Source organism: Prescottella soli (genome assembly GCF_040024445.1).
Taxonomy (GTDB): Bacteria; Actinomycetota; Actinomycetes; order Mycobacteriales; family Mycobacteriaceae; genus Prescottella; species Prescottella soli.
Genome location: NZ_CP157276.1, coordinates 1,506,929 through 1,528,488 on the forward strand (window position 1 = coordinate 1,506,929; position 21,560 = coordinate 1,528,488).

At 68.3% G+C, this 21,560-nt stretch carries 21 protein-coding genes and 1 tRNA gene; 11 read left to right on the forward strand and 11 right to left on the reverse strand.

The annotated features are described in order from the left end of the window. Positions 1-68 precede the first annotated feature (68 nt). From ABI214_RS07000 to ABI214_RS07010, 3 genes are all read right to left on the reverse strand, one after another. A complete protein-coding gene (locus ABI214_RS07000) occupies positions 69-1,121 on the reverse strand; it encodes an acyl-CoA dehydrogenase family protein (RefSeq protein WP_348607813.1) in 1,053 nt (350 codons plus the stop codon). Positions 1,122-1,360: 239 nt separating this feature from the next. Then, the gene (locus ABI214_RS07005; RefSeq protein ID WP_348607816.1) at positions 1,361-1,993 is read right to left on the reverse strand and encodes a ScbR family autoregulator-binding transcription factor; all 633 of its coding nucleotides are present in this window, start codon (positions 1,991-1,993) and stop codon (positions 1,361-1,363) included. A gap of 239 nt (positions 1,994-2,232) precedes the next feature. Continuing rightward, complete coding sequence (locus ABI214_RS07010; protein ID WP_348607819.1) at positions 2,233-2,823, reverse strand: TetR/AcrR family transcriptional regulator; 591 nt, start codon at positions 2,821-2,823, stop codon at positions 2,233-2,235. Between the two features lie 173 nt (positions 2,824-2,996). Here ABI214_RS07010 and ABI214_RS07015 point away from each other — a divergent pair. The 6 genes from ABI214_RS07015 (at position 2,997) to ABI214_RS07040 (ending at position 7,830) form a co-directional block, all read left to right on the forward strand. Continuing rightward, positions 2,997-3,067 (forward strand) — tRNA-Gln (locus ABI214_RS07015). Positions 3,068-3,328: 261 nt separating this feature from the next. Further along, positions 3,329-4,804: a bifunctional UDP-N-acetylglucosamine diphosphorylase/glucosamine-1-phosphate N-acetyltransferase GlmU gene (gene glmU / locus ABI214_RS07020; RefSeq protein WP_348607824.1), complete on the forward strand. Its 1,476-nt coding sequence runs from the start codon at positions 3,329-3,331 to the stop codon at positions 4,802-4,804. Beyond that, positions 4,801-5,781 carry a ribose-phosphate diphosphokinase gene (locus ABI214_RS07025; protein ID WP_280762725.1) on the forward strand — a complete coding sequence of 327 codons (981 nt, stop codon included), beginning with the start codon at positions 4,801-4,803 and terminating at the stop codon, positions 5,779-5,781. The genes glmU and ABI214_RS07025 overlap by 4 nt, the downstream gene beginning before the upstream one ends. Positions 5,782-5,846: 65 nt before the next feature. After that, entirely contained in the window at positions 5,847-6,482 is a 636-nt protein-coding gene (locus ABI214_RS07030) for a DUF2461 domain-containing protein (RefSeq protein WP_348607830.1), read from the forward strand. 141 nt (positions 6,483-6,623) lie between these two features. Beyond that, a complete protein-coding gene (locus ABI214_RS07035; RefSeq protein ID WP_348607835.1) occupies positions 6,624-7,304 on the forward strand; it encodes a hypothetical protein in 681 nt (226 codons plus the stop codon). 16 nt (positions 7,305-7,320) lie between these two features. Further along, positions 7,321-7,830, forward strand: coding sequence for a GNAT family N-acetyltransferase (locus tag ABI214_RS07040; RefSeq protein WP_348607838.1), 510 nt, complete (start codon positions 7,321-7,323; stop codon positions 7,828-7,830). Here the strand turns inward: ABI214_RS07040 and egtD are convergent, their stop codons facing one another. The 4 genes from egtD to egtA are packed head-to-tail and all read right to left on the reverse strand — an operon-like array spanning position 7,831 to position 12,083. After that, positions 7,831-8,802, reverse strand: a complete 972-nt coding sequence (gene egtD, locus ABI214_RS07045; RefSeq protein ID WP_348607843.1) for an L-histidine N(alpha)-methyltransferase — start codon at positions 8,800-8,802, stop codon at positions 7,831-7,833. Between the two features lie 37 nt (positions 8,803-8,839). Then, on the reverse strand, positions 8,840-9,568 hold the full coding sequence (gene egtC, locus ABI214_RS07050) for an ergothioneine biosynthesis protein EgtC (RefSeq protein ID WP_348607848.1): 729 nt from the start codon (positions 9,566-9,568) through the stop codon (positions 8,840-8,842). Further along, the gene (gene egtB / locus ABI214_RS07055) at positions 9,568-10,860 is read right to left on the reverse strand and encodes an ergothioneine biosynthesis protein EgtB (protein WP_348607853.1); all 1,293 of its coding nucleotides are present in this window, start codon (positions 10,858-10,860) and stop codon (positions 9,568-9,570) included. The genes egtC and egtB overlap by 1 nt, the downstream gene beginning before the upstream one ends. Continuing rightward, positions 10,857-12,083 (reverse strand): ergothioneine biosynthesis glutamate--cysteine ligase EgtA, encoded by a 1,227-nt coding sequence (gene egtA, locus ABI214_RS07060; protein WP_348607858.1) that lies wholly within the window; start codon positions 12,081-12,083, stop codon positions 10,857-10,859. Before egtA ends, egtB begins: the two co-directional genes overlap by 4 nt. 87 nt (positions 12,084-12,170) lie before the next feature. Between egtA and ABI214_RS07065 the strand changes: the two genes are divergently transcribed. The 4 genes from ABI214_RS07065 (at position 12,171) to pth (ending at position 16,616) form a co-directional block, all read left to right on the forward strand. After that, complete coding sequence (locus ABI214_RS07065; protein ID WP_348607862.1) at positions 12,171-13,343, forward strand: aminotransferase class V-fold PLP-dependent enzyme; 1,173 nt, start codon at positions 12,171-12,173, stop codon at positions 13,341-13,343. Between the two features lie 257 nt (positions 13,344-13,600). Continuing rightward, positions 13,601-15,076, forward strand: a complete 1,476-nt coding sequence (locus tag ABI214_RS07070) for an FAD-dependent oxidoreductase (protein WP_348607867.1) — start codon at positions 13,601-13,603, stop codon at positions 15,074-15,076. Between the two features lie 270 nt (positions 15,077-15,346). Further along, positions 15,347-15,937 carry a 50S ribosomal protein L25/general stress protein Ctc gene (locus ABI214_RS07075; RefSeq protein ID WP_348607872.1) on the forward strand — a complete coding sequence of 197 codons (591 nt, stop codon included), beginning with the start codon at positions 15,347-15,349 and terminating at the stop codon, positions 15,935-15,937. Between the two features lie 100 nt (positions 15,938-16,037). Further along, positions 16,038-16,616, forward strand: a complete 579-nt coding sequence (gene pth / locus ABI214_RS07080; protein WP_348607877.1) for an aminoacyl-tRNA hydrolase — start codon at positions 16,038-16,040, stop codon at positions 16,614-16,616. A 12-nt stretch (positions 16,617-16,628) separates the two neighbouring features. Here pth and ABI214_RS07085 read toward each other — a convergent pair whose 3' ends face one another. From ABI214_RS07085 to ABI214_RS07095, 3 genes are read right to left on the reverse strand one after another with little or no spacing between them, the layout of a single operon-like run. Then, positions 16,629-17,486 carry a hypothetical protein gene (locus ABI214_RS07085; protein WP_348607882.1) on the reverse strand — a complete coding sequence of 286 codons (858 nt, stop codon included), beginning with the start codon at positions 17,484-17,486 and terminating at the stop codon, positions 16,629-16,631. Further along, a complete protein-coding gene (locus tag ABI214_RS07090) occupies positions 17,486-18,838 on the reverse strand; it encodes a WXG100 family type VII secretion target (protein ID WP_348607886.1) in 1,353 nt (450 codons plus the stop codon). The genes ABI214_RS07085 and ABI214_RS07090 overlap by 1 nt, the downstream gene beginning before the upstream one ends. Next, positions 18,835-19,128, reverse strand: a complete 294-nt coding sequence (locus ABI214_RS07095) for a hypothetical protein (RefSeq protein ID WP_348607889.1) — start codon at positions 19,126-19,128, stop codon at positions 18,835-18,837. The genes ABI214_RS07090 and ABI214_RS07095 overlap by 4 nt, the downstream gene beginning before the upstream one ends. A gap of 280 nt (positions 19,129-19,408) precedes the next feature. Between ABI214_RS07095 and ABI214_RS07100 the strand changes: the two genes are divergently transcribed. After that, the gene (locus ABI214_RS07100; protein ID WP_348607892.1) at positions 19,409-19,900 is read left to right on the forward strand and encodes a YfbM family protein; all 492 of its coding nucleotides are present in this window, start codon (positions 19,409-19,411) and stop codon (positions 19,898-19,900) included. A gap of 13 nt (positions 19,901-19,913) precedes the next feature. Here the strand turns inward: ABI214_RS07100 and ABI214_RS07105 are convergent, their stop codons facing one another. Beyond that, positions 19,914-21,542, reverse strand: a complete 1,629-nt coding sequence (locus tag ABI214_RS07105; RefSeq protein ID WP_348607897.1) for a fatty acyl-AMP ligase — start codon at positions 21,540-21,542, stop codon at positions 19,914-19,916. Between the last annotated feature and the right edge of the window lie 18 nt (positions 21,543-21,560).

A 21,560-nucleotide genomic window follows, 5' to 3' on the forward strand; every position in this document is an offset into this window, starting at 1 on the left:
GCGAACAGCATGACAATCGGAGAGCAGCTGTCAGCGGACCGCGCCAGCCTAGTCGATTCTATGCTCGGTCAACCGACTTGTTCTTCCCTCCTCGCGACCGTACTCACCCCGACCGCACTCCTGATCATCTCTCGCGCGCCGAGCAAGTCCCTGAGCTGCCGACCGAGCCCGAACTCTCCGCCGTCCTGATATCCGGCAGTACCGCAGATGTCGAGCGCCGCCGACACGATCGACGACACCGCGTATGCCGAATCGGCGATCGACTGCCCGCCTCCACCGATCGCACCGATGTGTGCACCGAACTCCACAGCGCTGCGGTCCACACTGCTGTAGACCTCGTCGCGGCGTTGCTGCACCCGCGCCAGACGGCGCAGAGATGCCGGATGCGCCTCGGCCGACGTGCCGCCTTCCCCCGTCGCGATGAACCGGTCCGCCGTGTCGATCGCCGAGTCCGCGATGCCCACCCATGCCGCGCACGAGAGCAGACGGAGCACGGGAACCACCGTTTCCGCGGCAACTTCACGGAAACTTGCCCCCAGGACGTTGCCCTCGGACATTGACGCCGACACCGAATACGTGTGCCATCCGAGTCCTCGCAGACCCAGTCCGTCGCCGAGCGCCTGTCGGCGGAGTTCGATCTCGTCGGCCCGGAACACCGCCAGCGTTTCGTCACCGTGGTCCGGGCGACGTGCTCGCACCACCACGAGGTCCGCCTGCCCTGCGAACAGGACGGTCACCGCCCGACCGCAGGCCGAGACCACGTTGTCCGGACCCACCGTCACTTCGTCCATGAGATCGTGGCCGCAGCCGGTGACGAGTAGTTGGTCGTCCGCGATCTCTCGAAGCAGAGCCTCCATCTCTTCGCCGCGATGGTGCCGCAGGATCGAGAGGACCATTGTCTGATGAACCACGAAGATCATCGCAGTCGACGCGCAGTATCGGCCCAGAACCCTCGCGATCATGCAGATCTCACGCATCTCGAGTCCATCGCCGCCGAAGGCAACCGGAAGAGCGCAGGACAGAAGGCGCTCATGGCAGAGGCCGTCCATCGCCTCACTGGGAAACCTGCCCTCGCCGTCCACGTCGGCGGCCCACCGCGACGCGATGACGGAACCGACCATCTCCGCTCGTTCCAAAGCACTCGGTGTCTTGGTTCTTCCCTGGAGCAACAGCACTTCCCCCTTGCCGCCACCAGCCGCCACCACGCCTGGTTCTCACCGGCGACTGCCCCAGCCGATTCCCGGCCTCGAACTCGCGGAATCGACGTGCCCCGACGGCAATCCTGGACGCTTCAGGCTACCCCAGCAGCAACCCGCCACCACCGAAATGCGCGACTGACGACATGCTCGAGCGCAGGAACTCAGCGCAGGCGGCGAGCTGCGAATTCGCGGAAATACTCGACCTTCGGTTCCGGTACGAGAACGGGGAGCATCACATGCCACACGTGCCCCAACCGCACCGCCATTCGGTCCAGTTCGCCCGTTCCTGCAGCGACGACATGGACACCACCGACGAGTTCCAACAGCAGTCGACCGACATCGTCGGGATCGATCTCGTCGCGCAGGTCTCCCTCGGCCGAGGCACGCTTCGCCAGCCTGTCGAACACCAGCAGCCAGTCCTCGAACAACGGGTTCCCCGACCCCCGGTAGTCGCCGATTTCGGTGACCAGGCGAAGCATCGACCGTACGACTACGTCCGAAGAGGAGATGTCGGCGACGACACCGGACATTCCGATCAGCGCCTCGAGCGCAGGGGTTCGACGCTCCAACCACGGTCCGACCGCGGCTGCCAACCGGTCGCAGCCCGCATCGACGACGGCACGGGCGAGCTCTTCCTTGGAAGCGAAGTGGAAGTAGAGAGCACCCTTGGTGACTTTGGACTCGGAGACGATCTCACTGAGGCTCGACTGTGCATACCCGAGGCGCGCGAACACATCGGCACCGCCACGCAGCACCGAGTCACGGGTGACTTCAGCCCGCTCCTGCCTGACCACCCACCCCGTCCTCTCTGCCACATTCTCGTCGACCAGCGCCCCGCAAACTTGCCACCCGCGAAGCGCCATTATCGAACGATCGCCCGATTCCGAGTCGGCGCGGTAGGCACAATACCGCGTGAGATACCCAAATCCCGGTTGCCTCGCTGCGAGTTGCGGACAACGGTTTCATGTCAACCATTTCCATTGTCGCGCAGTGAAATCCACGAACCTCGGGACGCAATCCCACGTCGACCGCGCTACTCCCCCAGCTGTGGATCCGCCTCGAGATTGGTCAGCCCGTTCCAGCACAGGTTCACCAGGTGTGCTGCGACGACTTCCTTCGACGGCGTCCGCTCGTCGAGCCACCACGTCGCGGTCGTTGCGACCATGCCGACGAGCGCCTGCGCGTACAGCGGGGCCAGCTCCGGGTCGAATCCGCGGCGCGCGAAATCTCCGGCGAGGATGTGCCCGACCTGGCGGACCGCCTCGTTGAGCAGACTCGAATACGTGCCTTCGTCGGCCGCGACCGGTGAGTCACGGACGAGGATCCGAAACCCGTCGGTTCGCTCCTCGACGTACGTCAGCAGTGCGAGGGCTACGCGTTCGACCCGGATCCGGGAGCGGTTCTGCGTGAGCGACGACGTGATCATCTCGAGCAGCTTCGACATCTCCCGGTCCACGACGACCGCGTAGAGACCTTCCTTGCCGCCGAAGTGTTCGTAGACGACGGGCTTGGAGACCTGGGCACGCGCCGCGATCTCCTCTATCGAGGCGGCCTCGTAGCCGCGTTCCGCGAAGAGTGTCCGACCGATCTCGATCAACTGCTCGCGTCGCTGCGTCCCCGTCATCCGGGTCCGAGGCGTACGTTCGGGGTTCGAGGACTCCCGTGCTGGTCGCGACACTCGAGGTAACCGTCCTTTCCGACACGCCGCGGGCGAATTTCTCGAGCAGTTCGACGCGCGGCGCGTCGGCATGCGAGGATCGTTCCCGCGCTGCGAGCGCCAGCTCGCCGGCGCGGCAATCCGCCGTAGTGTAATGGCAGCACCTCTGATTTTGGTTCAGATAGTTCAGGTTCGAGTCCTGGCGGCGGAGCCCATCGACCTCGACCCGACCCCACTGTGATTCCGGCCACCGTATGCCGACCAGTCGGTCCGATCTCGCTATCTTCCCGCTAACCCACTTCTGCGGCTGGCCGATTCGACGCGCGGGGCTACGCCGACGAGCCCGCTCGCTCACCGCTACGCTCGGGCACGTTGCCGTTGTGCGGACCGCTCGCGATATTCTTTTCCGGAACGTGTGCGACGAGTCCGGCCGCCGTGGTGGCTAAGCGTAGATCGACTTCGAGGGAGCTTCATGCAACCGCAGACCGCCGTCATCGTCCTCGCTGCCGGTGCCGGGACTCGAATGCGGTCGAAGACCCCTAAGGTGCTGCACACCCTGGCCGGTCGATCGATGCTCGCCCACTCGCTCCACGCCGCGGCCGCCGTCGATCCCACCGAACTCGTGACGGTGATCGGACACGACCGCGAAGCGGTCGCCGCCGCCGTCGACGAGGTCGCCAAGGATCTCGGGCGTTCCGTCGCCACCGCCGTCCAGGACGAGCAGAACGGCACCGGACATGCCGTCAGCTGCGGGCTGACCGCCCTGCCCGACGACTTCGACGGCACCGTGCTGGTGACCGCGGCCGACGTCCCGCTGCTCGACGCCGACACGCTCCGCGCGCTCGTCGGCACCCACACCGCCGAGCCCGCCGCCGCCGTGACCGTCCTGACCTCGACGGCACCGGATCCCACCGGCTACGGACGAATCCTGCGGACCACGGACGGCGAGGTCGCCGCGATCGTCGAGCAGGCCGACGCCACCGAGGCGCAGCTCGCGATCACCGAGGTCAACTCCGGGGTCTACGCCTTCGACGCGGCCACGCTCCGCGCCGCGCTGGCGTCCCTGAGCGCGGACAACGCACAGGGCGAGCTGTACCTGACCGACGTCATCGCCATCGCCCAGCGGGCCGGGAGAATCGTTCGGGGCCAGCACATCGCGGACAACCACCTGGTGGCCGGCGCGAACGACCGCGTCCAGCTCGCCACTCTCGCAAGCGAACTGAACCGGCGGATCCTCGAGGGACACATGCGCGCGGGCGTCACCGTGGAGGATCCGTCGAGCACGTGGGTCGACGTCGCCGTGACGATGGGCCGCGACGTGACCCTGCGCCCGGGCGTGCAACTCCGCGGCAGCACGAGCATCGGCGAGGACGCCGTGATCGGCCCCGACACCACGCTCACCGACGTCACCGTCGGCGAGGGCGCGTCGGTGGTCCGGACCCACGGCGACGACGCGGTGATCGGCCCCGACGCGACCGTCGGACCCTTCACGTACCTCCGCCCCGGCACCGTCCTGGGCATGTCCGGCAAGCTCGGCGCCTTCGTCGAGACCAAGAACGCCGACATCGGTGCACACTCGAAGGTGCCGCACCTCACGTACGTGGGCGACGCGACCGTCGGCGAGCACAGCAACATCGGAGCATCCAGCGTTTTCGTCAACTACGACGGCGTGAACAAGAGTCGCACCGTCGTCGGTTCGCATGTACGCACCGGATCCGACACCATGTTCGTCGCCCCGGTCCGTGTCGGGGACGGCGCCTACACGGGCGCGGGCACCGTTCTGCGCAACAATGTTCCGCCGGGGGCGCTCGCCGTCTCGGGCGGCAAGCAACGCAATATCGAGGGTTGGGTCCAGCGCAACAGGCCCGGCACTCCCGCCGCGGAGGCGGCGGCACGAGCACTGCAAGAAACCGATCGGCAAGAACCAAAGGATGGCGAAGATCAGTGAGCGCGATATCCAGCGACGTGCAGAAGAACTTGATGCTCTTCTCGGGCCGCGCACACCCCGAACTGGCGGAGCAGGTGGCCAAGGAACTGGACATCAAGGTCACGCCGCAGACTGCGCGTGACTTCGCCAACGGCGAGATCTTCGTCCGGTTCGAGGAGTCGGTGCGAGGCTCGGACGCGTTCGTGCTGCAGAGCCACCCGGCACCGCTGAACCAGTGGATCATGGAGCAGTTGATCATGATCGACGCGCTCAAGCGCGGATCCGCCAAGCGCATCACCGCGGTGCTGCCGTTCTACCCGTACGCCCGTCAGGACAAGAAGCACCGCGGCCGCGAGCCCATCTCGGCTCGCCTCATCGCCGACCTGCTCAAGACCGCGGGGGCCGACCGGATCATCACGGTCGACCTGCACACCGATCAGATCCAGGGCTTCTTCGACGGTCCGGTCGACCACATGCACGCGCAGGGCCAGTTGGCGCAGTACGTCCGCGAGAACTACGGCACCGACAACATCTGCGTCGTCTCCCCCGACGCCGGCCGCGTGAAGGTCGCCGAGAAGTGGGCGGACGCCCTCGACGGCGCTCCGCTCGCGTTCGTCCACAAGACGCGCGACCCGCTGGTCCCGAACCAGGTCAAGTCCAACCGCGTCGTCGGTGACGTGAGCGGACGCACCTGCGTGCTGATCGACGACATGATCGACACCGGCGGCACCATCGCCGGCGCCGTGGAGGTCCTCAAGAACGCCGGTGCCGGCGACGTGATCATCGCGACCACGCACGGCGTGTTCTCCGATCCGGCCGCCGAGCGCCTCGCGAATTGCGGCGCCAAGGAGGTCATCGCCACCAACACGCTGCCGATCCCCGAGGAGAAGCGGTTCCCCACGCTGACGGTGCTGTCCATCGCACCGCTGCTGGCGCGGACCATCCAGGAGGTCTTCGAGAACGGCTCGGTGACGTCCCTCTTCAACGGCATCGCCTAGTTTCCTTCCACCGCCCGTGCCCGGTTCGCCCCTGGCGTGCCGGGCCCGGGCGTAGTGTTTCCGGTGTGTTCTCCGGTTTCCCCAACACCGCACTGGACTTCTACGAGGACCTCGAGGCCGACAACAGCAAGGCCTTCTGGACCTCCCACAAATCGATCTACGACACCGACGTGCGCGTGCCGATGGTCGAGTTGCTGGCCGAACTCGAACCGGAGTTCGGTTCCGGCAAGGTCTTCCGCCCCTACCGCGACGTCCGGTTCGCGAAGGACAAGTCGCCGTACAAGACCCATCAGGGCGGGTTCGTCGAGGCGTGCCCGGGTGTCGGTTTCTACATCCAGGTCGACGCGTCCGGGCTGTTCGTGGCCGGCGGCTACTACTCTCACACCCCCGAGCAACTCGCGCGCTACCGCGAGGCCGTCGACGACGAGCGCCGCGGACGCGCTCTGCAGCGTGTCGTGCGTAAGCTCGAATCGGGCGGCTACGACATCGGCGGCGACCGTCTCGCGACCCGCCCGCGGGGTGTCGCAGCCGACCATCCACGCATCGAACTGCTCCGGCACCGATCGTTGACGGCCGCGTCGAATCTGGGGTGTCCCGACTGGCTCGGCACGAGTGAGGCGGCCGATCACGTGCGGCTCGCCTGGCGGGCGATGAGCCCCCTCGTCGACTGGTTCACGAGCGCGTTCGGCGTCAACGCGTGATCGCGACCAGGAGCGGAGAACGTGTGTGGCACAAGACTTTGCCACTACTCGCCGGTACCGAACATGAGTTTGGTCACGCGCGGCGGCAAAAGTGGACCTCGGTGTAGCCGGGCGCGCAGCGGTGCCTTATTGTGGCTCGTCGTGATCGACGCGCAGACCCTGGAAAGCCCAGCCGCAGGACCTGAAATCTCGAACAGCCAAACGGTTCGCCGATGGACTCCCGGATCCTGTGTGTGGTGCGGAAGCGACAACTCGATCGAGGAGTTCCGCAACGAACCGCGATGCGGAACGTGCCGCGAGCACGAGAGCGTCATCGACGAGGCCCGCAAGTTCATGGGCATGTACGGCCTGCGCCCGATCGGCGGCACCCTTCAGTCGGACGACGACGAAGAGCGCGAGTGGCGAGTGGCTGCCCGTGACGCCCGCGCGGCCCTGAACGGGATCCGTCTGGCCGAGCCGCCGGACCCCGCCCTCGTCCGCAAGTCGATGCGGCCCAAGGCCGCTCGTATCGTCAGCGCCTTCGACGCCGAGTCCGCGCCGGCGCGGAAGGCACCCGCCCGTCCCCGCACCGCGCCGTCCGCTCCGGCACCCACGCCGACCGCGGCCGTCGCCCCGGCGAAGCAGCTCGACGTCGCAGCGCTCGAGGAGCGCGTGACGGGTCTGCTGGACCAGCTCACCAAGGTCGACAGCCAGATCCAGCTCGCCGAGGCCGCACAGGGCCTGGCCGCGCGTGCCCGGCTCAACGACCTCAACAGCCAGAAGGCGACCATCCTCCGCACTCTCGCAGCGCTGGAGAAGGCGCGCCGCAGCGCGGGCGCATAGGGACACACCGCTCGACATGCTCGTCCGCGACGCCACCCCCGAAGATCTGCCCGACATCCTCGAGATCCACAACGAGGCGATCGCCAACTCCACGGCGATCTGGGACGAGACACCCGCCGACCTCGACGAGCGGCGGTCGTGGTTCGACGACCGCCGCCGTCACGGCTTCCCGATCCTGGTCGCGGACATCGACGGCCGGGTCGCCGGGTACGCGTCGTACGGGGTGTGGCGGCCCAAGAGTGGCTACCGCCACACCGTCGAGAACTCGGTGTACGTGCACGTCGACTTCCACCGCCGCGGCATCGCGACGACCCTGATGACCGAGCTGATCGCGCGGGCCCGCGCCGGTGGCGTCCACGTGATCGTCGCCAGCGTCGAGGCGTCCAACGCCACGTCGATCGCCCTCCACGAGCGCTTCGGTTTCCGGGTGGTCGCCCAGATGCCCGAGGTGGGGCGGAAGTTCGGTCGATGGCTGGACATGACCTACCTGCAGTTGACGCTGCCCGATCCGTACGCGGACGCCTAGTCAGCCGCGGCGGGCACAGACCAGCGCGAACCGGTCGTCGGCGTCCGTCCAGGTCTGGACGTCGTCGAATCCGGCGGCAGCGAGTTCTCCGCGGATGCCGTCCTCCCGGAACTTGGCGGAGATCTCGGTCCGCATCTGCTCCCCCGCGTCGAACGGCACGACGAGGCCGAGATCCGGTACGTGCACGGTCATCTCGGACGTCGCCTCGAGCCGCATCTCGATCCACTCGTTGCCCGGATCCCACACGGCGACGTGCCGGAACCGGTCCAGGTCGAAGTCGGCTCCCAACTGTTTGTTCAACACCGAGAGCACGTTGAGGTCGAACTGCGCGGTCACTCCGGCCGCGTCGTCGTAGGCCGGCACGAGTACCGCGGGATCGGTCACCAGGGCGACGCCGAGCAGCAGGTGCTCCCCCGGTTCGAGGACGTCGGCGATCCCGGCGAGGAACTCGCGGCGCTCGTCGGGCACCAGGTTGCCGAGCGTGCCGCCGAGGAACGCGATCATCCGCCGACCGCCGCCGGGCAGGTGGTGCAGCGACTCGGTGAAGTCGCCGACCACCCCGTGCACGCCGATCTCCGGGAACTCCTTCGCGATCCGTCGGGTGGCGTCGCGCAGCGCGCTCTCCGACACGTCCTGCGGGACGTACCGTTCCAGCGACCCCCGCACGCCCAGCTCGTCGAGCAGCAGCCGCGTCTTCTCCGACGATCCCGACCCGAGTTCGACGAGGATCTCCGGCACCGCGACGTCGGCGATCTCGCGCGCGTGGGCCTCGAGCAGCGCCCGCTCGGTGCGTGTCGGGTAGTACTCGGGCAGCCGGGTGATCCGCTCGAACAGTTCGCTGCCGCGCGCGTCGTAGAACCATTTGGGCGGCAACCACTTGGGCGACGAGGTCAGCCCCCGCGCGGCGTCCGACCGCAGCGCCGCGGTCAACTGCTCGGGTGCGATGTGGACCTCGAGGGTCGGTGCGCTCATTCCTCTCCCATCTGAAATGTTCGTTCTCGGATGACGCTCAGAGCGGAGTGTTGATCAGGTGGCCCGGTCGCGCGGTGACGAGGTGCCCGTCGGGGATCTCCTTCCAGTTGTGGTTCCGGTCGTACGGTTCGGAGCTCAGGACGGCGCGGTCGTCGTCGACGAGTGCCGACAACGAGTGGTCCCACGTCGTGGCCCACAGCTGCCGACCGTCCCCGAGCAGCATGTTCAGCCTCGATCCGGGTGCGGCATCGACCACGAGCTGCGTGACCTGGATCAGCGCGACCTCCGGACTGTTCTCCCGCAACGCGTCCCGGACCAGCAGCCACAGCAGGGCCGAATCGGTGGGCGCCTCCAGTCCCAGCAGGTCGACGGGCGGCAGTCCCTGCACCGGTCCCGCCATCGATTCGGGCCAGCCGACGATCCGCCCGTTGTGACTGAACGCCCAGTGTCCCGAGACGAACGGTGCACACGCGCTGCGTTCGACCGGCATCCCGACCGTCGCCGAACGGATCGCCGCGAGCACCGCGTGCGAGCGGACCCGCGAGAGCATCTCGGGCAGTGCGGGATCCGACCAGATCGGCATCGCGCTGCGGTACCGGGACAGCGTCGGACCCCACCACGCGGCACCGAACCCGTCGGCGTTGACGGTGCCGCCGCCGCGCATGTCGCGCGGGTCCCACGACTGGCGCAGCAAGGAGAACTCCCCCGCCGTGATCACCTCGCGCACCGAGCGCGTCGGACCGACGTAGCCCAGGTGTCGACACATCAGACGTACCTCGCGCAGCGGAAACCGGCGAAGATCTGGCGCCTGATCGGGTGATCCCAGTTCCGGAACGTGCCCCGGCACGCCACCGGATCGGTCCCGAACGACCCGCCGCGCAGCACGCGGTAGTCGCCGCCGAAGAACACCTCCGAGTACTCCCGGTACGGGAACACCTCGAAGCCCGGGTACCCGGTGAACGGCGACGACGTCCACTCCCACACGTCGCCGATCAGCTGGTGCACGCCCGCCGCGGACGCGCCCTTCGGATAGGACCCGACCGGGGCGGGGCCGAGGTGCCGCTGCCCGAGGTTCGCGCGTCGGTGGTCGGGATCCTCGTCACCCCACGGGAACCGGCGCGAGCGTCCGCTGGCCGGATGCCAGCGCGCCGCCTTCTCCCACTCGGCCTCGGTGGGCAGCCGCTTGCCGGCCCACCGCGCATACGCCTGCGCCTCGAACCAGCAGACGTGCAGCACCGGCTCCTCCGGCGGCACCGGCTCGAGCACCCCGAACCGCTGCCGCCACCAGTGCCCACCACCGTCGCCGACCCAGAACTGCGGCGCCTCGAGCCCGGCTTCGAGACGGTGCTGCCACCCGCGCGCGCTCCACAGTTCCCTGCGCTGGTAACCGCCGTCCTCGATGAACGTCGCGTAGTCGGCGTTGCTCACCGGGACGGTGTCGATCGCGAACTCGTCGACGAACACCCGGTGCGCGGGCCGCTCGTTGTCGAGTGCCCACGGATCGTCGGACGTGCCCATCACGAACTCGCCCGCAGGAATGACGACTTCGGGTTCGATCACGGGAGCGACGGCGACTGCGATCGGCGGCGCGGTCAGCACCGCCGGTCCGGCACGCAGCTGGTGCGTCGCGAGCATCGTCTCGTCGTGCTGCTGCTCGTGCTGGGCGATCATCGCGAACGCGAACCCGTTCTCCTCGAGTCGACTTCCACGAAACCTGCTCGCGTCCAACACGTCCCAGACCTTGTCCCGGACCTCTCCCACGTAGCGCCGGGCCTCCCCGGGCCCGAGCAGCGGGAGCGTCGGACGCGTGGAGCGGGCGTGCTTGAACGCGTCGTACAACTCGTCGATGTCGCTGCGCACCGCCTCGCGACCGCCGACGTCGCGAACCAGCCACAGCTCCTCCTGGTTCCCGATGTGGGCGAGGTCCCACACCAACGGGCTCATCAGCGGCGAGTGCTGCGCCACGAGGTCGGGATCGTCGACGCTGTCGGTGAGGGTGACGGTGCGCCGCCGGGCCCGCGACAACGCCGACTCGAGCTGCTCGCGCAGGCCGTTCACATCGACTCCCGCCCGGGGCGCTCGCCGCGCCGACACCGGTGGGCCGCCGCCGCCAGCTCCGACGCGAGCACGCGGTCCGGTGCGTAGTCGGCCGCCAGCTCGAGCAACGCGACCGCCCCGCCGCGCAGGTCACCGTCCGCGAGCCCGTCACGCGCCGCATCCCGCCACCGGCCGCGGGTCGGCAGCGCGACATCGACGGCCTCCGGCGCGGTCAGCAGCGCCTCGAGCGCCGCCACCGGCACCCGCCACCGGTCGCCCGGCTGGGCGTCGAAGTACCGCACCTCGAGGTGGCCGACCGCCCGTACCGCGGGGAACACCGTCGTCAGGTGGTAGTCGAGGTCGGCGCGCGTCGGCCGCCGACCGAGTTCGTCGTCGAGCGCGCCGTCGATCCAGTCCCCGAACGTCGCGCCGGGAGGAGCCGTCCAGCACGGTCCGTCGCGCCGCACGCACAGCAGCGGGACGTCGAGCACCCATCGCGCGTAGTCGCCGATCGGGTCCACCGAGAACTCCCCGGACTCCGACGGCCCGCTCGTGCGGGAGCGATCGAGCTCGAGCCACGTCCGCATCCGCTGCGACGCCCAGTCCCCCGGGGGGATGCCGCGCAGCCGCGGCGAGCACGCGAACGCGGCGACCAGGGCGGGCCCGACGGCGTGCAGCAGGTTCCATCGCCGGGCGACGTCCGCGGTGTCGGCGCCCGCGTCGACGCTCACCTGCACGGCCGCCGTGTTGCACATCATGAGCTTGCCGAACGGCCCGATGTCCTCGAACCGCTCCTCCATCGCCCGGTAGCGCGGCAGCTGGAGCAGCCGCTGCGCGGTCCGCCGGGAATCGGCCGCGTGTGCGTGCGTGGTGATGGAGCGCGTCGCGAGAAGCGCGCGCAGGGTTCGTTCGTCGGAGGCGAGCGCGTCGCAGAGCGCGACGGCGCTGTCGCGGGGAGCGCTGGAGAGTTCGATCTGACCGCCGGGTTCGATGGTGACGAGGCTGCCGGACGGCAGCGGGAACGCGGGCGAATCGGAGACGAGGGACCGCGGGGCATGAGGCCCGAGAGCTGCGGCGATGGAGGCGAGGTCGGGGCGGGTCGACGAGGGACTTCGGTGTTCGGTGAGCCATTCGAGTTCGGCACCGATCAGCCTCGGCGGCCCCAGCTTGAAGCACACGCCGCCGACGTAGGACTCCGCTGCCGGGCGTGAGCTGAGACGGGTGGACTCGACTGCGACAACCATGCCATCCTCCCCTCGGGAGCGGTCGAGCGTCCTCCTCGAGGGTAGAGCCCGCTCCCCGTCGTCGCTACCGATCGGGAGGATTGGCCGATGCTCGACCTCGAACGGCTCAGACGCGACACCCCGGGATGTCTGGAACGGGTGTTTCTCGACAGCGCGGGATCGTCGCTGCCGCCGCAGCCGGTACTGGCCACTGTGATCGGACACCTGCGCCGCGAGGCCGAGGTCGGCGGCTACGTCGCGGCCGCCGAACGGGCCGACGACCTCGCCGCGGTGCGGGTGTCGCTGGCCGAGCTGATCGGCGCGGAGCCGCAGGACATCGCCCTCATGGACAGCGCCACCCGGGCCTGGAGCGAATTCGTGGCGGCGATCCGGTTCGCGCCGGGCGACCGGATATTGATCTCCCAGGTGGAGTACGCCAGCAACGCCATCACCGCGCTGCACCGGGCCCGCGCGACGGGCGCGACGGTCGAGGCGGTGCCGAGCGACCCCAACGGCCGCATCGACGTCGAAGCGCTCGAACGGATGCTCGACGACCGCGTCCGATTGGTGTCGTTGGTCCACGTCCCGACCAACGGCGGGCTGATCAATCCGGTCCGGGAAGTGGTCGAGCTGGCACACCGCCACGGTGCACTGGTGCTGCTGGACGCGTGCCAGTCGGTGGGACAGGTCCCCATCGACGTCGCCGCCCTCGGAGTGGACGCGCTGTCCGCGACCGGCCGCAAGTGGCTCCGCGGACCACGGGGAACCGGGTTCCTCTACGTGCGCGGCGAACTCGCGGGGTCACTGGACCCCACGGCGCTGGATCTGCACGGCGCCGAGTGGACCGGACCCGACGCGTATCGGCCGGCGCCGGATGCACAGCGATTCGAGTTGTGGGAGTGCGACGTCGCAGCTCGACTCGGCCTCGGCGCGGCGGCCGACTACCTTCTCGGCATCGGAATCGAGTACGCCGCAACCGCTGTCGCCGATCGCGCCGAGCGAATGCGCGGTGGCCTCGGCGATCTCGGCGGCGTGACCGTCCGCGACCTGGGCACCGACCGCTGTGGCATCGTGACCTTCACCGTCGACGGGGTCGATCCGGCGAGTGTTCGAGAACAGCTGGCGCGCAACGCCGTAACGGTGACCGTGAGCGGCCGGTCGTCGACGCTGCTCGACATGAGCGCCCGCGGACTCGACGCCGTCGTGCGCGCGTCCGCGCACTACTTCGTGTCCGACAGCGACATCGACCGATTCCTGGCGGCGGTCGCGCGCCTCGCGTGAACCTCTCGTCACATCCGACTCTCCAGTAACGATTCGGACAACTATTTCGCAATGCTCACATAACTCGCGGCGCCCCGCCAGTGCCCAGTTGTCACCGCCCCTGCCCGCCACACCGGTGCTGTCAATTCGTGTTCCGCCCGATCCACAGACCGGAAAGTTCGTTCCCGCTGTGCGGGAACTGTGTGCCAATGGGCATTCCGTCCAGGTAAATGATCTGTGTCACACAATTGTTCACGTAATCGTGAGAGGACGACCGTATGGCTGAGGCCACGCCCATTCGCCCCATTCCTGCAGATCAAGTCACCGACTGGGCCTACGAGGCCGACGTCGTCGTCGCCGGATTCGGTGTCGCCGGCGCCGCCGCCGCTGTCGGCGCGGCCCAGGCGGGCGCCGACGTCCTGGTGCTCGAACGCACCGGCGGCTGGGGCGGCGCCGCGGCGATGGCCGGCGGCTTCATCTACATGGGCGGTGGCACCCCGCTCCAGAAGGCGTGCGGGTTCGAGGACACCGTCGACAACATGAAGGCGTTCATGAAGGCCGCTCTCGGCCCGGGCACCGACGAGGCGAAGATCGACGCCTACTGCGAAGGCAGCGTCGACCACTACCACTGGCTGGTCGACGAGTGCGGCGTCCCGTTCAAGATGAGCTTCTGGGGCGAGCCGGGCTGGGAACCGCCGTTCGACGACGGCCTGCAGTACACCGGCGGCGAGAACTCGGCGCCGTTCAACGCCACCATTCCCCCGGCCCCGCGCGGTCACGTCCCGCAGATGTCGGACAAGCAGTCCGGCGGCGAAAAGGGCGGCGGCTTCATGCTGATGAAGCCCCTCACCGACAAGGCTGCCGAACTGGGTGTGCGCGCCGAGTACGACATGCGCGTGCAGGCCCTGATCGTCGACGCGGACGGTCGCGTGGTGGGCATCCAGGCCAAGCAGTACGGCAAGGACGTCGCGGTCCGAGCCCGCCAGGGCGTCGTCCTGGCGACCGGCAGTTTCGCCTACAACGACACCATGCTCGAGTCGTTCGCGCCGAAGATGGTGGGTCGCCCGGCCGCCTCGATCGAGGAGCACGACGGCCGCGCAATCCGGATGGCGCAGGCACTCGGCGCCGACCTCGCGCACATGGACGCCGCCGAGGTCGCGTTCTTCTGCGATCCGCAGCTGTTCATCCGCGGCATCCTGGTCAACGGCCGCGGCCAGCGCTACATCAACGAGGACACCTACCCGGGCCGGGTGGGCCAGGCCACGCTGTACGAGAACGAGAACCAGGCATACCTGATCATCGACGAGGCCGCCTACGAGGAGGGCCTGACCCGCCCGACCGCGACCGAGCAGCTGCGCCACCAGCCCAAGTGGGTCGCCGAGACCGTCGAGGAGCTCGAGGCCGAGATGGGCCTGCCCGCCGGCGCGCTGCAAGCCACCGTCGACGTCTACAACCGGCACGCCGCGAACGGCGAGGACCCGCTGTTCGGCAAGAAGCCGGAGTGGGTCAAGCCGATCGGCTCCCCCCTCGCGGCGATCGACCTGCGCGGCATGACGGGCGGCTTCACGCTCGGCGGCCTGCGCACCAACGTCGACTCCGAGGTGCTGCATGTCTCCGGCGAGCCGATCCCCGGCCTGTTCGCGGCCGGCCGCTGCACCTCCGGCGTCTGCGCCGGCGGCTACGCGTCCGGTGCGTCGCTGGGTGACGGCAGCTTCTTCGGCCGCCGCGCCGGCATCAGCGCGGCCAAGGGCTGACACCTCACACCCGAACGGAATCGGCCCGGTCGACGCACTTCGCGCCGACCGGGCCGATTCACATCCGGCCCCGAACGTCCGGTAGAGTGTTTCAAGTTGTCTCGGCGAGGGCGATTCGCGAAGCACTTCCACACGCTGAATCACCGTGATCGACGCGGCTACGGCTCTGCTCGAGCATCTCTGCTCTTCAGCCGGTCCGTGTCCGTCCGCCTCTCGCCGCGACGAACGACCGCCAACGAAATCTCACGTGAGTTGTAGGAGCCGTTTCACATGTCTGACGAAAATCGCCTTGTAGCCTCCGTCCGTTCCGAGTTCGGCAAGGGCGCTGCCCGCCGCGCGCGTCGCGACGGCCAGGTTCCCGCCGTCGTGTACGGCCACGGCACCGACCCGCAGCACCTGAACCTCCCGGCTCGCGAGTTCGCCGCCATCCTGCGTGCGCACGGCACCAACGTCGTCATCAACCTGGACATCGACGGCAAGGAGCAGCTGGCGCTGACCAAGTCGATCGTCGTCCACCCGATCCGTCGCCACATCGAGCACGCCGACCTGCTGATCGTCCAGAAGGGCGAGAAGGTCGCGGTCGAGGTTCCGATCGTCGTCTCCGGCACCGCCGCTCCGGGCGCGCTGGTCACCGAAGAGGTCACCACGATCAAGCTCGAGGTCGAGGCTCTGCACATCCCCGAGTCCGTCGAGGTTTCGGTCGAGGGCGCCGAGGTCGGCACCCTGATCCTGGCCGGCGCTGTCGCGCTGCCGAAGGGCGCGACCCTGGCCGACGACGCCGAGCTGCTGCTCGTGAACGTCGTTGCCGCTCAGGCTGCCGAGCCCGCCGCCGGCGAGGCAGAGGCCGAGGCCGAGGCCTGATCAGCTCCGCGCTGAGACGCCCAGCGGCGCGCCGATCCCGGTTCGGGTTCGGCGCGCCGCTGTCGTATGAGCACCGTCGTATCGAAAGGACGCCCGAGCAGTGAGTGACGAGACCGGCACCGCAGTGGTCGTCGGCCTGGGTAACCCGGGACCGCAGTACGAGAAGACCCGCCACAACGTCGGCTTCATGGTGGCCGACGTCCTCGCCGGGCGCGTGGGCGGAAAGTTCAGCGCCCACAAGCGCAGCGGCGCCGAGATCGTGCAGACCCGGCTCGTGGGTCGGCAGGTGATCCTCGCGAAACCGCGCTCCTACATGAACCTTTCGGGCGGGGCGGTCTCCGGGCTGGCCCGCTTCTTCTCCGTGAAGCCGGAGAACATCGTCGTCATCCACGACGAACTCGACCTGGACTACGGCACAATCCGCCTCAAGCAGGGCGGCGGCGAGGGCGGACACAACGGCCTGCGCTCGATCTCCCAGTCGCTCGGCACCAAGGACTACCTGCGCGCCCGCGTCGGCATCGGCCGCCCGCCGGGACGCCAGGACCCCGCCGACTACGTGCTCAAGCCGTTCTCGAGCGTCGAACGCAAGGAACTGGACCTCGTCTGCGAGCAGGCCGCCGACGCCGTCGAACTGGTGCTGCAGCTCGGACTCGAGGCGGCGCAGAACCGGCTGCACTGAGCGCTTCCTAAATCAGAGCACAAGTGCACCACTGAGGAGTCGGTCGACGGCACGCCCGTCGGCCAACTCCGGACGATCCTCCGGATGCTCGAGGTAGTAGCGGAGGAACCAGTACAGCGGCACCGCACCGACGGCGAACTGATCGGCCTTGACAGTGATCGTGGGCGGCGACTTCAGCGCACTCGCGAAGGGACCGCGGTAGTGCCGATCCGACTGGGGCTTCGAACCGTCAACCGTGACCATGCTGATCATGGAATGACGCGGACCACCGCTCATACTGAAAGGCTCCAGCTTGTCGATCCGATCCCACTCGACCGACTGCGTCTCCGTTGTGCTCCGGACAATCACTTCGAAGGGTGTGCAGATGACCCGCGAACTTCGAATCTGGCCGGTGAACACGCAGCACAAGTACACGATCAGGTAAGCACCCATTGCTCCGATCACATACGGAAAGAAGCGTCCCTGCCCTGCTGTCATCGGAAATTCGTATGCATGCGTGAACATTCCGATCGAGAACGCGAGGCACCCCCAACACGCCGCTACGAGGTAGGTCATGAGCGTCCACCGCGCCCATCGACTCCGGCTGAAGGCGACGCCATCTTTGTTGCAGTGAACTGCGTTTGCTGAGGGCACCGACCTCATCCGAGATCGAATCATGTCAGGGGTGTTCATGATCACCGCTGTTACGGCGACCGCAGCCGGGAAGTAGAACAGCCCGTAGACGTATCTGCCCTCGACGATCGCGACGACTGCTTGGTAGCCCCACAGGATCGCGAAGATTCCGAAGAAGACCACAGCAAGTCCACCGAGCCACCGTTTGTCCCGGGATTGCTTCCAGGCAGTGGGAACCTGCCGGTATCCGATGTCCATCAGTAACACACGGCCTTTCCGAGTTCCGAGCCCAACCAGCCGAACACCCACGAACCGATCACCGCGCCGCCCCCGGCGACAAGAGGAATCCCGGATACCGCTCCCGCTGCCCCGCCTGCCCAACCACCGGCGGTCCCCACCGCGCCCGCGATCGCCGCCTGGCACTTCGCTTCCGGAGAATCCGCGGCGTAGACGTCCCACAACGCCGTCCCGACGGCGAGGGCCGGTCCCCCGTACTTCGCCCCGTAGTGCAGGTTCTCGACGGCGTCGGACACGACATGCGGGATCGCATTCTTCATGACACTGCCCGACTGTGTTTCGACAGCGGACAGGACACCACCGGCAGTGGTCAGGGCCGGATGGGTGAAGAACTCGCTGTCCACAGGGATCTCGCGCGGCTCCTTCCCTTCCGGATAGATCCGGGTGCGGACCTCACCGTTCGGGTACTCGGTGCTCTCGACACGGGTGCGATCCTCGTAGGTGATCGATGTGACCTTGCTTCCCGCGTCGGTCTCGTATGTCCTGGTGGTCGCCACGCGGGTGCCGTCCGGGTCGAAGTCCTCCTGGATCAGCATGGGACGTTCCTGCCACGAGCCGGCGAAGGTGCTGGACTCGGTGAACACCTTCCGACTGCCGTCCTGCATGAACGCCGTAGTCGTCTTCTCACCGTGGGCGCCGACAGAGGATTCGGTGCGCGCCACGGTGATCGCGGCATCCATGTCCCGTTCCTGCTGCTGATAGTCGAGCAGTGGAAGCCCCGCGGTCATCGGTACGTCGGAGGGCGGCGGGGCAGTGAGCGCCGCGAGCCCCGGGAATGGGCTCGAACGCGGATCCGACTCCGCGAGGCCGTACTTCGATGCTGCCGCTCGCAGCGCATCCGACAGTTCGTCGTCGGCCCGGCCCATCGCGAACATCAACGGGTTGAGATCTGTCTGGTGGGCGTTGCGCTGCGCGATCAGCTCGGCGGCCAACTCCGCCGACATCTCGATGGGCTTCAGGGTCACCACCCAGCGATCGGACACCTCGAAGGGCCCGGCCTCCAGTTCGGCGACCCGGCCGAGGAGCGCGTTCTTGGCCGCCGCCAGCCCGTAGAACCCCTGCTCCATGGCAGCCCCGAGGGCCGACGCCAGATCGTGGACGTCGGCTGCCTTCCGCTTGGCACGACCGAACGCGTCGGCCGCGGCGACCTGCGCGACACCATCCCACGCCCGGATCTCCGGGAGGTCGTTGCACCGCGCCTCGATCGAGACCGCGGCGTCCTCGACGCCGGTACCGCGCTCGCGCAGGGACTGCGCTCCGGCGGACAGTGCGTCGAAGGTCCACGACGACAGGCGAGTTCGTGACGGGATCATGACTCGGGCAGCACCTTCCCGACCGATGCCGCGAACTCCGCGTCGGAGACCTCGTAGGTGTCGGCGTTGCCGGACGCCGTCGACGCGAGACCGGCGTAGCCGTCGGCGAGCGCACGACCCGATGCAGCGACGAACTCGCTCACCGTCCGTGCGGCCCACTCCGAAGTCGATCCCGGCATCCCGGCGGTCCCCGACGTGATCGGTTCACTCAGATCCGTGGCCGCGATCGTGTCCGAGGTCCCCGTGGTCTCGCGCGCCAACGCACGTAGAACTGCCTGGTCCACCAACATCGAACAGAATCCCCCTGCGTCGACTCCCCCACCGTCCGGCCCCCTGCCGATCGGTCCGGACAGGATGGCACAGCGCCCGATATGGGGCAAAACCCTCGGCCAGAGCAACCCGCTGGAACTGGCGGCGCCGCCATCACAGACCTTCTACGGGCACCACACACCTTCTCGACGCAGAGATGGTGTGTGACAGCGCCACAAGGTGTGTGATTCGTCCGCCGACAGTGGACGTGTCGGCGCGTCGTGATTGGATCACGCCACGTCGATCAACAGGAGGAATCGGATGACGGCTCGCGCAGTACTCTTCGCCCTGGACGCCGACGAGGCCGAACGTCTCCTGGCCTGCCGGGACGACGACGAACGAAACCAACTCGTCGGCGAGATCGAGGAGCGGTGGGAAGAAGACCATCTCTGCGAGCTCGACAAGTCCTGGGACGCGATGCACCGCTGCTTCACGGACGGCGATCTGGCCTTCGACAACGGTGACTTCCCCTTGTCGCACGTCATCCTCGGCGGAGAGCCGCTTCACGACGGCGACGACTACCTCGTCTGCCACGTCACCGCGGAGCAGGTCCGCGAGGTCGCGGCAGCCCTGGAACCACTCGACGGGCAGTGGCTGCGCGATCGCTTCGCCACGCTCACGTTCGTCGACTACGAAGGCACCGGCGATGCCGACGACATCGCCTACACCGCGGCATTCTTGCCCGATCTGAAGGACTTCTACCGCACCGCAGCACAGAACGGCCGCGCGGTGATCTTCACGGTCGACCAGTAGCGACGGTCGACGTTCAGAGCAGCCCGATCGAACTCGACCGCCGCAGCTTGCCCGACGACGTCTTGGGAATCGCCCCCGGCCCGAGGACGGCGACGGTGCGGGGCCGCACGCCCACCTCGGCGACGACGGCGTGTGCCACCTCGTGCTCGATTCGCCTGACCTCGTCCGGATCGTCGATTGCGTTGGTCTCCACGGCAACCGCGAAGCTCTCGCGTTTGTCGCCGGCGTCGAGGCGGATCGCGACGGCGTTGCCGGGGCGCACCCCCGCGACGGATCCGGCGGCGCGTTCGATGTCCGTGGGATAAATGTTGCGGCCGCCCATGATGATGGTGTCCTTGACGCGCCCGCACACGACGACCAGACCGTCCTCGGTGAAGTAGCCGATGTCGCCGGTGTTGATCCAGCCGTCCTCGTCCTGCGCCGGCAGCGGACCGTCGATGGTGAGATAGCCTGGGGTGGCAGACTTTCCACGCAATTCGATCACACCGACCGCGCGTCGCGGCAGCTCCAGTCCGTCCCGGGCGACGACCCGTCCCTCGAGCCCCGGGACGAGCGGCCCGAGCGTCGCCATGGGCCGCGCGTTGCTCCGGTTGGACCGGACCGCCAACCCGCCGCCCTCGAACAGGTCCGGGTCGATGTGGTCGAGCACCGGCCCCTGCCCGGGTTCGGGTATCGACGCCGCGAGCGTCACCTCGGCCAGCCCGTACGTCGGGGTGAGCGCGATCGGGTCCAGCCCGAAGCGGGCCCCGGCCCCCTGCAGCGCGGCGATCGTGTCCGGGTCGACCGGTTCGGCACCGTTGAGCATGCAGCGCATCGACGACAGGTCGTATTCGCCGTCGGGCGCCTGCGCAAGCCGGCGCGCCAGTAGCGAGTACGCGAAGTTCGGTGCAGCGGTGATGGTTCCGCGGTACTTGCCGATCAGTTCCGCCCACAGCAGCGGTGTCTTGAGGAAGTCGAGCGGGGTGATGTGGACCGTGGTGGAACCGATCTGCATCGGCACGGAGAGGAACGCGATCATCCCCATGTCGTGGAAGAGCGGAAGCCAGCTGATCATCACGTCCCGGTCGCGGCTGAACTTGACGCGGTCGGCCATCGCGCAGGTGTTCGCGTGGAAGTTGGCGTGCGTGAGTTGCACCGCCTTGGGCGACCCGGTGGACCCGGACGTCAACTGCTGCAACGCGATGTCGGTTTCCGCGGTTTCGAGCGGGTCGATGTCGGGGCCGCCGCGGAGTGCGTCGGTCGTCACCACCTTGATGCCGCGTTCGCTGAGCAGCGGGACCGCGGCCTCGAAGGGCGGGCCCACGATCACGGCTGCCGCCGAGATCATCCGGATGATCGTCTCGGTGTCCTGCGCCCACACCTGCAGGTCGGTGCGCGGAGTCGGCTGGTGCAGCATCGTCACCGACGCGGCCCGCATCCACGTCGCCTGAACGACTGGCGCGATATCGACAGGCATCCCGGCGAGGACGCCGATCGCGTCCCCCGGCCCGATGCCGGCGTCGGCGAGTGCGCCGGCCATCCTGCGCGCGGCCGCGTGCACCTCACTCCATTGCTGGCGCAGCGGAGCGCCCGGTTCACCCGTGATCAGGGCCCGCGTACTGGTCGCGGCGGCGGCGTACATCTCATCGGTGAAGTTGCTCATGAAAGCTCCTCCGGTTCA

Excerpts from the sequence above, each read along its gene's own strand:
- ABI214_RS07010 (WP_348607819.1), bottom strand. The coding sequence starts at position 2,823 with ATGACGGGGACGCAGCGACGCGAGCAGTTGATCGAGATCGGTCGGACA.
- ABI214_RS07065 (WP_348607862.1), top strand. The coding sequence starts at position 12,171 with ATGCTCGACCTCGAACGGCTCAGACGCGACACCCCGGGATGTCTGGAA.
- glmU (WP_348607824.1), top strand. The coding sequence starts at position 3,329 with ATGCAACCGCAGACCGCCGTCATCGTCCTCGCTGCCGGTGCCGGGACT.
- ABI214_RS07090 (WP_348607886.1), bottom strand. The coding sequence starts at position 18,838 with ATGATCCCGTCACGAACTCGCCTGTCGTCGTGGACCTTCGACGCACTG.
- ABI214_RS07095 (WP_348607889.1), bottom strand. The coding sequence starts at position 19,128 with ATGTTGGTGGACCAGGCAGTTCTACGTGCGTTGGCGCGCGAGACCACG.
- egtD (WP_348607843.1), bottom strand. The coding sequence starts at position 8,802 with ATGAGCGCACCGACCCTCGAGGTCCACATCGCACCCGAGCAGTTGACC.
- egtA (WP_348607858.1), bottom strand. The coding sequence starts at position 12,083 with ATGGTTGTCGCAGTCGAGTCCACCCGTCTCAGCTCACGCCCGGCAGCG.
- ABI214_RS07105 (WP_348607897.1), bottom strand. The coding sequence starts at position 21,542 with ATGAGCAACTTCACCGATGAGATGTACGCCGCCGCCGCGACCAGTACG.
- ABI214_RS07085 (WP_348607882.1), bottom strand. The coding sequence starts at position 17,486 with ATGGACATCGGATACCGGCAGGTTCCCACTGCCTGGAAGCAATCCCGG.
- ABI214_RS07000 (WP_348607813.1), bottom strand. The coding sequence starts at position 1,121 with ATGGTCGGTTCCGTCATCGCGTCGCGGTGGGCCGCCGACGTGGACGGC.
- ABI214_RS07070 (WP_348607867.1), top strand. The coding sequence starts at position 13,601 with ATGGCTGAGGCCACGCCCATTCGCCCCATTCCTGCAGATCAAGTCACC.
- ABI214_RS07075 (WP_348607872.1), top strand. The coding sequence starts at position 15,347 with ATGTCTGACGAAAATCGCCTTGTAGCCTCCGTCCGTTCCGAGTTCGGC.
- ABI214_RS07100 (WP_348607892.1), top strand. The coding sequence starts at position 19,409 with ATGACGGCTCGCGCAGTACTCTTCGCCCTGGACGCCGACGAGGCCGAA.
- ABI214_RS07040 (WP_348607838.1), top strand. The coding sequence starts at position 7,321 with ATGCTCGTCCGCGACGCCACCCCCGAAGATCTGCCCGACATCCTCGAG.
- egtC (WP_348607848.1), bottom strand. The coding sequence starts at position 9,568 with ATGTGTCGACACCTGGGCTACGTCGGTCCGACGCGCTCGGTGCGCGAG.